Origin of the sequence: Kitasatospora sp. NPDC005856 (genome assembly GCF_040629945.1) — a bacterium.
Lineage (GTDB): Bacteria > Actinomycetota > Actinomycetes > Streptomycetales > Streptomycetaceae > Kitasatospora.
Genome location: NZ_JBEXWT010000077.1, coordinates 1 through 12629 on the forward strand (window position 1 = coordinate 1; position 12629 = coordinate 12629).

General features: G+C 70.9%; 6 protein-coding genes and 1 pseudogene. 3 read left to right on the forward strand and 4 right to left on the reverse strand.

Going from position 1 to position 12629, the window contains the following annotated elements; genetic code table 11:
- The first annotated feature begins 200 nt into the window (after positions 1 to 200).
- Positions 201 to 5870, forward strand: coding sequence for a MupA/Atu3671 family FMN-dependent luciferase-like monooxygenase (locus tag ABZ449_RS32425; RefSeq protein ID WP_360353304.1), 5670 nt, complete (start codon positions 201 to 203; stop codon positions 5868 to 5870).
- Positions 5867 to 7354, forward strand: coding sequence for a condensation domain-containing protein (locus tag ABZ449_RS32430; RefSeq protein ID WP_360353306.1), 1488 nt, complete (start codon positions 5867 to 5869; stop codon positions 7352 to 7354). The genes ABZ449_RS32425 and ABZ449_RS32430 overlap by 4 nt, the downstream gene beginning before the upstream one ends.
- Positions 7355 to 7728: 374 nt before the next feature.
- Here ABZ449_RS32430 and ABZ449_RS32435 read toward each other — a convergent pair whose 3' ends face one another.
- A complete protein-coding gene (locus tag ABZ449_RS32435) occupies positions 7729 to 8079 on the reverse strand; it encodes a hypothetical protein (RefSeq protein ID WP_360353308.1) in 351 nt (116 codons plus the stop codon).
- On the reverse strand, positions 8076 to 9047 hold the full coding sequence (locus ABZ449_RS32440) for a hypothetical protein (RefSeq protein WP_360353310.1): 972 nt from the start codon (positions 9045 to 9047) through the stop codon (positions 8076 to 8078). Before ABZ449_RS32440 ends, ABZ449_RS32435 begins: the two co-directional genes overlap by 4 nt.
- 867 nt (positions 9048 to 9914) lie before the next feature.
- Between ABZ449_RS32440 and ABZ449_RS32445 the strand changes: the two genes are divergently transcribed.
- Positions 9915 to 11357 carry an NF041680 family putative transposase gene (locus ABZ449_RS32445; protein WP_360353312.1) on the forward strand — a complete coding sequence of 481 codons (1443 nt, stop codon included), beginning with the start codon at positions 9915 to 9917 and terminating at the stop codon, positions 11355 to 11357.
- A 220-nt stretch (positions 11358 to 11577) separates the two neighbouring features.
- Here ABZ449_RS32445 and ABZ449_RS32450 read toward each other — a convergent pair.
- Positions 11578 to 12070 (reverse strand): annotated as a pseudogene (locus tag ABZ449_RS32450) (transposase); the annotation flags it as partial.
- A gap of 55 nt (positions 12071 to 12125) precedes the next feature.
- Positions 12126 to 12431 (reverse strand): hypothetical protein, encoded by a 306-nt coding sequence (locus ABZ449_RS32455; RefSeq protein ID WP_360353314.1) that lies wholly within the window; start codon positions 12429 to 12431, stop codon positions 12126 to 12128.
- Positions 12432 to 12629 lie beyond the last annotated feature (198 nt).

Sequence of the window (12629 nt, forward strand, 5' to 3'; positions counted from 1 at the left end):
GTGCGACCGCCGGGCAGTGACTACGCTCCCCGCTTGTCAGGGGCACCACATGTCAGGCTTCTCCCTCGCGGGAGCACCTCCCCGCCCCGGTCCCCACGCCCGCCGCCGCCTCCGTCCCCGCCCCGGCCGCCCCCACCCCCGCACCCGCCGCGGCCGGTGCGGCGCAGGCCCCGGCCGCCCCGCAGGTGCACGGCCCCCGGGTGACGGTCTCCCGCGAGTCCGGCATGGCCGCCGGCGGCCTGACCGACCAGCAGCGCGCCCACGTGGACGAGCTGGTGGCGCGCTTCACCGCCCGCACCTCCGCCTCCAAGGCGATCACCCGCCGCCACCGCCGCACCCTGGCGGACAGCCGCGCCGTGGTCGGCTTCCGCTCCGGGACCAAGGAGATGCTCTACCCGCTCGCCGCCCGCCGGGCCCGGGGCTCCCGCCTGGAGGACGTCGACGGCAACCCGTACGTCGACATCACCATGGGCTTCGGTGTGCTGCTCTTCGGCCACGACCCGGAGTTCGTCTCCGAGGCCGTCCGCGAGCACCTGTCCTCGGGCCTGCGGCTGGGCCCGCGCGGCCCGGAGACCGGCGAGGCCGCCGAGCTGCTCGCCGAGCTGACCGGCACCGAGCGGGTCGCCTTCGCCAACTCCGGCACCGAGGCGAACGCCGGGGCCATCCGGCTGGCCCGCGCCCACACCGGCCGGGACAAGATCGTCATGTTCGAGGGCTCCTACCACGGCCACTTCGACCACACCCTGGGCCGGACGCTGGGCCACGGCGCCGACCGGGAGACCGTCCCGGTGTCCATCGGCATCCCGGGCAGCGCCGTCGCGGACCTGCTGGTGCTGCGGTACGGCGACCCGGAGAGCCTCAAGGTCATCGAGGAGCACGGCGACCGCATCGCCGCCGTCCTGGTCGAGCCGGTGCAGAGCCGCCACCCGGGCCGCCAGCCCGTCGACTTCGTCCGCTCGCTGCGCGAACTGACCACCCGGCTCGGCATCGTGCTGGTCTTCGACCAGATGCTCACCGGCTTCCGGCCCCACCTGCGCGGCGCCGAGGGCTTCTGGGGCGTCACCCCGGACGTGTCCACGTACGGCAAGGTGCTGGGCGGCGGCTACCCGATCGGCGCGATCGCCGGGCGGGCCGACATCATGGACGGGATCGACGGCGGCCACTGGGACTACGGGGACGACAGCTACCCGCCCAAGGACACCACCTTCTTCGGCGGCACCTACATCCAGCACCCGCTGGCGATGACCGCCGCGGGAGCGGTGCTGCGCCACCTCAAGGCGGCCGGCCCCGGCCTCCAGGAGCGGCTGAACGCCCGCACCGACGAGCTGGCGGCCACGCTGAACGGCTTCTTCGAGGAGGAGGAGTTCCCGCTGCGCCTGGCCCACTTCGGCTCGCTGTTCCGCTTCGAGCCCCGGGCCGACATGGAACTGCTCTTCCCGCACCTGCTGACCCGCGGGGTCTACGTGTGGGAGTGGCGCAACTTCTTCCTCTCCACCGCCCACACCGACGGCGACCTGGAGTTCGTGATCGACGCGGTCCGCGAGTCGCTGCGCGACCTGCGGCGCGGCGGCTTCTTCCCGGCCTCGCCCGGCGTCCACCTGCCCGCCCCGCGGCCGACCGCCGAACTCCCCGCCCCGACCGGGACCGTCCCCGCCGGAACCGCGCGCGCCCAGGCCGAGGCGATCGCGTACGAGCCGGTCAGCGACCCCCAGCGGCCGGTGGACTTCAGCCTCTACTTCTTCGGCGACTACCCGCTGGACTCCCCGGACGACGAGAAGTACCGCATCGTCCTGGAGAGCGCCCGCTTCGCCGACCGGCACGACTTCCACTCCGTCTGGCTGCCCGAGCGCCACTTCCACTCCTTCGGCGGCATCTTCCCCAACCCCTCGGTGCTCGCCGCCGCCCTGGCCCGGGAGACCAGCCGGATCCGGCTGAACGCGGGCTGTGCCGTCCTGCCGCTGCACCACCCGGTGCGGGTGGCCGAGGAGTGGTCGGTGGTCGACAACCTGTCCGGCGGCCGGGTCGGCCTGGGCTGCGCCAGCGGCTGGCACCCCAACGACTTCCTGTTCTTCCCCGAGCGCTACGGCAGCCACAAGGAGCTGATGCACCGGCAGATCGACACCGTCCGGGCGCTGTGGCGCGGCGAGCCGTACCAGGGACGCAACGGCAACGGTGAGCCGATCGAGGTGACCCTGCACCCGCGCCCCCTGCAGGAGATGCCGCCGATGTTCACCGCGATCGTCGGCAACCCGGAAAGCTTCCGCGAGGCCGCCCGGAACGACCTCGGCGTCATCACCAACCTGATGACCCAGGACATCGCCCAGCTGGCCGAGAACATCGCGGTCTACCGGCGCACCCGGGCCGAGCACGGGCTCGACCCGGAGGCCGGCCGGGTGGTCGTGCTGGTCCACACCTACCTGGGCACCGACCTCGCCACCGCGCGCGAGCAGGCCTACCGGCCGTTCTGCAACTACCTGCGCTCCTCGCTCTCGCTGTTCGGGCAGATGGCCAACAGCCTGGGCCTGACCCTGGACTTCAAGAACGCCCGCGAGGACGACCTGGAGTACGTGCTGGAGCGCGCGTACGAACGGTACTGCGCCTCCCGCGCGCTGATCGGCACCCCGGAGAGCGTCCAGGGGGTGCTGTCCGAGCTGCGGGCGGCCGGCGCGGACGAGATCGCCGCCTTCGTCGACTTCGGGCTCTCCCCCGAGCAGGTGGCCACCGGGCTGCCGCAGCTCGACGTCCTGCGCCGGGACACCCTGCGCGGCGCGCCGCTGTCCTACGCCCAGCAGCGGATGTGGTTCCTGCACCGGATGCTGCCCGACGGCGGGCAGTACAACGAGGTCAAGGCGATCGCCCTGGACGGCCCGCTCGACCCGCAGGCCCTGGACACCGCGCTGTGCCGGCTGATCGAACGCCATGTCGCACTGCGCACCGTCTTCCGGGAACAGGACGGCGAACCGTTCCAGCAGGTTCTGGCCCCGCCCTCCGGCCCGGTGCTGCAGCGGATCACGGCGGACGCGAGCGACCGGGACGCGGTGGCCGACCTGGTCGCCGCCGAGGGCGCGCACCGCTTCGACCTCGCCGAGGGCCCGCTGTTCCGGGCCCTGCTGCTGGAGCAGGCCGCCGACCGGCACGTCCTGGTCCTCTCGATGCACCACATCGTGATCGACACCCTGTCCACCGTGGTGATCACCCGGGAGCTGGGCGAGCTCTACCCGGCCGCCCAGGAGGACCGGGCCGCCCGGCTCCCGCTGCTCACCACCAGCCCGGCCGCCGAGGCCGCCCGGGAGCGGGCGCGGGTGGCCGCCGGCGAGTACGACGAGAGCCTCGCCTACTGGCGCAAGGTGTTCGGCGGCGGTGACCTGCCGGTGCTGGCCCTGCCCACCGACCGGCCGCGCCCCGCGGTTCCGGACGGCCGCGGCCGCTCCTTCGTTCACCATCTGCCCGCCGAACTCTCCGACGGCCTGAGGGAGTTGGCCCGTTCAAAGCGCTCCACCCTGTTCATGGTGCTGCTGACCGGCTTCGCCGGCGTCCTGCAGCGCTACGCCGGCCAGGACGAGATCGTGTTGGGCACCCCGGTGGCCAACCGGGCCGAGGGAACGGAGGACCTGGTCGGGTTCTTCGTCAACACCCTGGCACTGCGCCTGGACCTCTCCGGCGAGCCCGCCTTCGCCGAGGCGCTGGGCCGGGTCCGCTCCACCGCGCTGGACGCCTACGAGCACCAGGAACTGCCCTTCGAGGTGCTGGTGCAGGAGCTGAACCCGCAGCGCGACACCAGCCGCAACCCGCTGTTCCAGGTGATGGTCGAGTTCGAGAACCACATGGTCTTCGAACTGGACCTGCCCGGCATGACGGCCCGCCCGCTGGACCACGTCGCGGACCGCTCCGCCTTCGACCTGACGCTCTTCCTGACCAGCCTGCCCGACGGCATCCGCTGCCACGTGGAGTACGCCGACAGCCTGTTCGACCGTGCCACCGTCGACCGGCTGCTCAGCGCCTTCGAACGGCTGCTCACCGCCGCGGTCGCCGACCCGCAGCGCCCCCTGGTCGAACTCACCGCCGTGTCCGCCGCCGAGGCCGACACCGCCCTGGAGTCCGGCCCCGCGGCCGCCCGGGAACCGGAGCACCCGCTGGCCACCATCGCCGCGACCGCGGCCGGACGGCCCGAGCAGACCGCGGTGGTCGCCGCCGACGGCACCGAGACCGACTACCGGACGCTGCTGGCCCGGGTGGAGGACCTGGCCGGCCGGCTGCTGGCGGCCGGCGTCCGCGAGGGCAGCCGGGTGGGCGTCCTGCTCCCCCGCTCGGTGGACCTGGTGGCCGCGCTGCTGGCCATCCTGCGCCTCGGGGCCGTCCACGTGCCGATCGACGTGCTGCAGGGCCCCGAGCGCTGCCGGCTGATCGTCGAGGACAGCGCGCCGGTCGTCCTGCTCACCACCTCGGACGAGGCCCCGGCCGAACTCGGCCTGACCGTACCGACGGTGCTCACCGACCCCGCCCCGGCCGCCACCGCCACCGCCGAACTGCCCCCGCTGCCCGCCCCCTCGAAGCAGGCTCCTGCGTACCTGCTCTACACCTCCGGCTCCACCGGTCGCCCCAAGGGCGTGCTGATGCACTCCCTCGCCCTGGCCCACTTCGTGGCCTGGAACGTCGCCGACCACCCCGCGGCCCGCACGCTCCAGTACGCCTCCTGCGGCTTCGACGTCAGCGTCCAGGAGATCCTCACCACGCTGGCCGGCGGCGGCACCCTGCTGCTGATCGAGGAGGAGACCCGCTACGACGTGACGGCGCTGGCCGCCGTCGTCCGGGCCACCCGGGCCGAGCGGCTCCACCTGCCGTACACCCCGCTGGCCGCCCTCGCCGACGCGCTCGGCGAGGAACCGGTGCCCCACCTGCGGGAGCTGATCTCGGGCGGCGAGCAGGTGCTGCTCACCCCCGGACTGCGGGCCTTCCTGCGCCGCAACCCCGATTGCCGGCTGATCAACCACTACGGCCCGACCGAGACCCACGCGCTGACGGCCGGCGAGATCGCCCCGGACGGCCCGGAGTACGCGCCGATCGGCCGCCCGACCCCGGGCAGCCGGATCGTGCTGCGCGACCCCGCCGGGCGCCGGGTGCCGGCCGGAGCGGTCGGCGAGATCCACGCCCTCGGCGTCCAGGTCGGCATCGGCTACGTCGGCCGCGACCAGGAGAGCGCCGCCGTCTTCACCGACACCCCCGACGGCCCGAGCTACCGCACCGGCGACCTCGGCCGCTGGCGGCCCGACGGCCGGCTGGAGTACCTCGGCCGGGCCGACCGCCAGGTCAAGGTGCGCGGCTACCGCGTCGAGCCGGGCGAGATCGAGACCGTGTTGCGCGGCCTTCCCGGCGTGCACGCCGCCGCCGTGACGGCGCACCGCACCGCGGCGGGCACGCTGCTCGCCGGGTACGTCGGATGCGCGGCCGCCGACCTGCCCGGGGTCGCCGACCGACTGGCCGACCTGCTGCCCGACTACATGGTGCCCGGGCTCTGGGCCACCGTCGACGCCCTGCCGTTCAACGTGCACGGCAAGCTGGACACCGCCGCCCTGCCGGAGCCGCGCCCGCTCGGCGCGGACCAGCCGCAGGCCGCGCCGACCACCGAGCTGGAGCGCACCGTCCAGCGGCTCTGGGAGGAGGAACTCGGCCGCCCCGCCGGGGTGGAGACCTCCTTCTTCGACCTGGGCGGGCACTCGCTGGCCGCCACCCGGCTGCTGAACCGGGTCCACGAGGCGACCGGTCTGCGGATCGGCGTGCTGGACTTCTTCCGCCGCCCGACCATCCGCGCGATGGCCGCCCACCAGCCGGCCGTCGAGCAGGCCCCGGCCTACGAGAAGGGCACCCTGTGAGCACGACAACGGACACGGACGCCGCCGGGCAGGGCTGGCAGCGGCTCCTCCAACTGCTCGACGACCGCGAGATCGTGCTGCGCACCACCGGCGAGCGGCTCGGCTACCTGGCCCCCACGGGGGCGATGGACGAGGAGGTCACCGGCCTGGTCCGGGCCCACCGCGACCGGCTGCTGACCACCCTGACCGACGCCGGGGCCGCCCTGGCCGCCGCGCCGGCCGGGCTGGCACAGCGCCGGATGCACACGACCCACGGCCGCTCGGCCGACCCCGCGGTGTGGAACATCGTCCAGCGGATCACCCTGCGCGGACCGCTGGAGCCCGAGCGGCTGGCCGGCGCCCTGACGGCGCTGACCGAACGCCACGAGAGCCTGCGGACCCGGTTCCTCGACACCGAACTCGGGGTGCTCCAGCAGGTGCTGCCGAACACCGCGACGGACCTCCCGGTCGACGACCTGCGCGGGCTCACCCCCGCCGAGCGCGCCGCGGCGATCGCCGCGGCCACGGACTCCGAGATCCACCACGCGTTCGACCTGGCCGAGCCCCCGCTGCTGCGCACCCGGCTGCTGCGCCCGGCGGAGCAGGAGTGGGTGCTGCTGCTGACCGTCCACCACATCGCGATCGACGGCTGGTCGCTGGCCATCCTGCTGGACGACCTGGGCCCGCTCTACCGGACGGGCGGCCCCCTGCCGCAGGAGCCCGGCCGGATGACCGACCACTCCTGCTGGGAACGGACCGTGGTCACCCGGGCCGCCGTCACGGCGGCCGCCGACCACTGGGCCGCGGCCTTCGAGGGCGCCTCGCTGTCGGTGGACCTGCCCACCGACCGGCCGCGCCCCGAGCAGCGCTCCGGGCGCGGCGAAACGACGAAGTTCCGGATCCCGGCGCCCCTGTCGTACGCCGTCGCACGCTACGCCGCCGGGCGTTCCACCACCCCCGCCGCCGTCCTCCTGGCCGCTCTCAACCGGCTGTTCGGCAAGCTCAGCGGCGAGCCGGAGACCCTGATCCTGCTCTCCAGCGCCAACCGCACCCGGCCGGTCGACGAGGGTGTGGTCGGCCTGATCACCAACAGCGTGCCGATCCTGCTGCACGCCCGGGACACCGACGGGTTCGGCGACCAGGTCGACCGGGCCGGCCGGACGATCGCCTCCGCCCTCGACCACTCCCGGCTGTCCCTCGGCCACCTGGTCGAACCGCTGCGTGAACGCGGCATCTCGCTGCCCGCCTCGTTCCCGCAGATCGTGGTCGCCGTCCAGAGCACCCCGGCCATCGCCCTCGACCTCCCCGGTCTGACCGCCGAGATCGAGGACATCCCCGGCCCCTCCGCCCGCGCCGACTGCGCGATCGCCCTCACCCCGGACGCCGACGGCTACGCGGGGCAGATCGAGTACGACGCCGACCTGTTCGACCCGGGCACGATCCGGAGCTGGCTGGACGCCCTGATGGCGGACCTGGCCCAGCAGTTGGAGGTCCCGCTCGCGTGACACCCGGTGGTCCCCGGTGGGCGCCGAGCCGCCCACCGGGGACCACCGCACCGCCGTCGCCTGATTCCCTGAATCACCGCGCCGAGGAAGGGGGCCCGGCGTGGCGGTGGCCATGGTCGACGCCATCAAGCTCTCGCAGGCGAATCGGCAGCGCAGCGAGCGCCTTACGAAGCACAGGTTGGAGCTCGACGAGAGAGCCGCGGCGGAGGACGCCGATCGGCAGAAAGCCCGGCAGGCGCCACCACGAAGTCCTCATCCCCTTCCATGAGGCCCTTCAGCGCCTCAGACACATCGATCCGGCGGAGCCGAGGGATTCGCTGCCGCTCGCCGGCGGCGCGGGCCATATTGAAACGGTCAATCAAGTCGGAACCATACTAGGCCGCTGATTTACGGAACGTGATTTCAACAGCCGCTTCGATACCGGCCGCGGCAACGAGGCCGATTCCACCTTTAGCAGAAACGGCCAGCCTTGCCTTGACCTCGCGAATTCCCCATCCCCCACCCGAGGCACTTGCGGCTGCGAGCGCATCGAGCTGCTGCTGGATCCGTCCAACACTCTCCTGCAAATCCGCCATATCGACTGTGGCAACCTTTGTGCGGGTCACAGCCCTCCATGACCGGCCGCCATGCTCCTCGTAGCTGGCACCTGCTGGTCGATCGACAACTTCCTCTTCCGCAACCACGATCGGCACGAGTCTTAGCTCATCCTCCGGAGGGTTCATCATCTGTACAACTCCAATTCCATTATGTCTCTGACCTGCTCAACCGACAGCCCCACTCCAGCATAGTGATCCACCCCAGACGTGGCGCGCATTACTATTTGAGCAAGGTAAATCCCGACGGCTTCACCAGACTTTCTGTGCACGATCATCGCCCCTGAGTCACCGGGGTCGCCCGCCCTATTGATTGTGAAACGCTGAGGCCACTTTGAAGAAGACGCCAGGTGAGGATTGGCCGGGGGCTCGATCACCTCTCCACTCGCAAGCTTCCCGCTAGCCTGAATGAACTGCACGGGGAGATTCAGGAGAGCGGGCATTAAATCCATACGCTCCCAATGGGAGAAAATATCCGCGTGAGCATGCACCAAAGCTGCATCTATATCATCAGGTGCCACTCGCATCACCGAACCGGAATCCACGTTATTGCCACTCAGGAAATCTATTCGATCTCCATAAAAGACATTTCCTCGATCATCCTGAACCACATGCCTGGCGGTTACCCAGCCCTCATCAACATCACTATGACTCCCCCTGGCCCAACATGTGGCAACTCCATCTTTCATCGGGGCCCGCACGTTGACTTGCGGCTCATACCGGACCATCCGCCGAACGATAGGGACCTTGATCGCATCCACTGGAAGGAACTGGATCAGCTTGCCAGGCTGAGGATTATCTACGAACCTATATTCGATAACCCCGAGCTCCCGCTGCGCAACGTCATCGAATTCTGGATCAACATACCCAACGACCAAATACCCGCCATCCAGTCCTTCTTTATATTCTACTTCGCTCCAACGGCCTACCTCCTCGGCGACTCGGATTGTCCAATAGGCGAGTCGCGGGGTATCGGGCATCACCTTAAGCAGCTGGGCATACTGGTGCTCACTCTGGTCGCCGTGCACCCACTCTCGGCGTGAGGGGACGGCGGGAAGACCGCCGTCGTCCGCCATCGTCACGTTAGAGACGTCTGACATGGTCATCACCTACGGAATCCGCCTCGTATAACCATGGTGAAACAACTGAAGCAGCCATGCAGCCCCGGGCCCCGGCCGCCCGAGCCGAACCCGCAGCGAGGACCGACCCGCGCTACCTACCGCACGAGAACGCCCTGCGGACGCCGTGAACGACCAGGCGCCGCGAACCCTGGGGTCAGACTGCCCGGATCGCGCCCGCTTGCAGAGCATGCTGGCGGCCATCGAATAGCAGCCGCGTCGGCTGGCTGACCCGGCCGTCCCGGCCTGACAGGAGGAGCTCGCCGGTCCCGGTGCGTCCGCGCGTGCGGCACCCAGCGCACTTCACGAGCACCTGACACGCGTCGAGCTGAAGTTCCTCTCGCATGATGAGCGCAGGATTCACGCGCACCGGATGGGGAAGGAGTAGTGAGCAGCTTCTGCAGTGATGATATGGCGAGTCCCGGGTTGTCGAGGACATCGACTTCCCGGAAGGCGAGCTGTACGGCCGCCGACCACGTCCCGAATGCTTGTCGGACCGCGGCCCGTTCATCGTCGCCGGTAACGTCGGCGGTTCCGTCACCGAAGGCGTAGCCGAGGCTGTCGAGGTGCCACCAGCAGGTGAGCGAAAAGTGGACTCCAGTTGCCGGGTTGACGTCAGGAAGGCCGCAGCGTGGGGCGGGACATCATCGCTTGCGTCGCCCGCTCGAAGGCCCCGGCCAGCGGCAACGCCTGCATTGACTGGTATCTCAGCTTGTTCTTTATGCTCCGGCCTCGAATGTCGGCTCGAACGTGATCACCCGGATGGGTATTCGCCGGACGTGAAGGCGGCCTTCGGCTGATCCTGTGCTCCGACCAAGGACGCACTCGATCAGCACAAAGGCCGTGGGGATGAGTCTGCTGCATCACGATGTCCGGCGGGAAGCGTTCGCGGAAGCGTCACGCTTCCGGGGTGACTTCTACGCATGCCTGACCGGTCGGCGCGACGCGTTGTTCGAGCTGACCGACGCGTTGTTGTGTGCGGATGGGCCGGTGACGTCACCAGTGGACCTGACACTGCTGGCCGAGCACCGGCGCGGCCACGGCGCGCTGTACGACGCGCTCAACCGGGGACGGGTCGACGTGGTGCGGCTGCGGCGGACGCTGGCTGCGTTGCCCCAGCCCACGGCCGGCGACGGCCGGCTCGTGCTGGCTGTGGACGTGAGCAACTGGCTGCGGCCGGACGCCGAGTGCAGCGCGGAGAGGCTGTTCTGCCACACCTACGGCCGCGGCCGGGACCAGCACCTGATGATCCCCGGTTGGCCGTACTCGTTCGTGGCCGCGCTGGAGACGGGCCGCACGTCCTGGTGCCAGCTGATGGACGCAGTCCGGCTCGGTCCCGAGGACGACGTCGCCGACGTCACCGCCCGCCAGGTCCGCCGGGTCGTGGAGAACCTGATCGCCGGCGGGCGGTGGCGTGAGGGCGACCGGGACATCCTGGTCGTGTTCGACGCCGGCTACGACGCCCCGCTCCTGGCCTACCTGCTGGAGGGCCTGCCGGTTGAGGTGCTGGGCCGGCTGCGGTCGGACCGGGTGATGCGCAAGCCCGTCCCACGTCCGTGGATCTCACCGCCCCCGGACGGGCGCCCGCCCAAGCACGGCAAGGAGTTCCGCCTCGCCAACCCAGAGACCTGGGGCGAGCCGGACGCGGCGACCGTTCAGGTCACCGACCGCTATGGCACCGCCTGCGTGATGGCGTGGGACCGCATCCACCCCCGACTCACCACCCGCTCCGCATGGATCGACCACAACGGCGAACTCCCCTTGATCGAAGGGACGTTGATCCGCCTGGAGGTTGACCACCTGCCAGGCGGCGGAGACCCGTTGCTGGTCTGGCTGTGGTCGTCCAGGACCGACATGTCCGGCGCCGAGGTCGACGTGCGCTGGCAGGCGTTCCTGCGAAGGTTCGACCTGGAGCACACGTTCCGCATGATCAAGCAGACGCTCGGCTGGACCCGCCCGAAGCTCCGCACCCCCGAGGCGGCCGACCGCTGGACCTGGCTGATCATCACCGCGCACACCTATCTGCGGCTCACCCGCCCGCTCGCCGAAGACATCCGCCGACCCTGGGAGAGGCCCGTGGAACCGAACAGACTCACCCCCGCCCGAGTCCGCCGCGGGTTCAGGAACCTCCGCCCGGCCCTGGCCTGCCCGGCCCGTGCGCCCAAACCCACCAGGCCCGGCCCCGGCAGACCGATCGGCTCGAAGAACAAGCAGCCCGCCACCCGCTTTGACGTGGGCAAAACCGTCCGGCGCCCGGAAACCATCATCGAACGCGACCGGATCAGACCATAAAGAACAAGCTCAGCAAGGCGATCGAGGTCTTCTCGTCATCAGGCCCCCTCGTGGACACGGGTGACGATCGGTGAGGGGCGGAGCACATCGACGCCAAGTTCCCGGCGCCGCAGCAGGTGCAACGGCTGGGCTCGGGCCACCGGCTCGCAGCCGTTGCCCGCCACGAGCTCGCCGAATGTCGAGCCACCACCACCGGCCGCCACCAGCAGGTCGGGCCGAAAATCCAGCGGGTCTTGCCCAGCCCGGAGTCGTGGGCAATGCCACGGCGGGCAATCAAGGGCTTGATGCGCCGCGTCCACAGCATGCGGCGGTACTGGTGCCGTGCCGGCTGACGATCAGGTGTGCTTGCTGCCCGGCCTTGCCCGGTCGACCGGGCAAGGCCCGGTGCGCCCCCCTTTGATCGCCCTGACGTGCGAGCCCTCGAGCGCTGCATGGTCCACCTCCAGCAGACCGCCGTCCGCAGTTCGGCGAGCAGGGCCTCGTGCAGGCGCGGCCACACGCCGGCCTTGGTCCAGTCCCGAAGCCGCCGCCACTCCGTGATCCCGTTGCAGCCGGTCCGCTCCGCGGGTACGCCCCGCCAGCTCACGCTCTTGCACGCACCTACACGATGCCACGCAGCGCGGCCCGGTTGTCTGCTGGCAGTCACCCGAGGTAGAGGTGGCGCCGCGGCAGGCGGGCGGCAGCAGCGGCGCCACCCGTTCCCACAGGTCATCAGGTCCCAGCCACGGGATGACCTCCCGACGGCTCCGGCGCCGCCGCAAGGTCCGGTCAGCCCCGGAAGACCTGCCACGTCGTCGAGGAAGCGTCCTCACGAGTCGCCCAGTGATGGAGCGGAAGCGCCGGCAGGCTGACCATCGACGGGTCGCTCTCCAGCAGGTGCGCGGCATGGACCAGCCTGGGGCCGCCCTTCCACCACCGCGGCTCGGCCCCCGAGAACGCCTGCCAGTCGCCGTCCTCGTCGAGGTAGACGCTCACGACCGGCTGCCCACGGTGCACGCGCTTCGACACGAACACCGGCTCGTCCGGGTCGAGGGCGTACACCGGACCGCAGCCCTCGTGCGACTCGACGGTCACCAGTTCCTCCTTCTTTGCTGGTCAGGCCCCCCATCACAGCACAAACCCACCTGACCGTCCCAGCCGGGTCGGGGCTCCGCGGCGGAGCCACCACCAGGCCCCTGCAGGAGATCGGATGTCCGCCGAGGGTGACCTGGTGTCCGCGAAGCGAAATTCGCGCGGGTCCGGCCCGAGTTCGCGCCCTGGACGCAAGCCGTA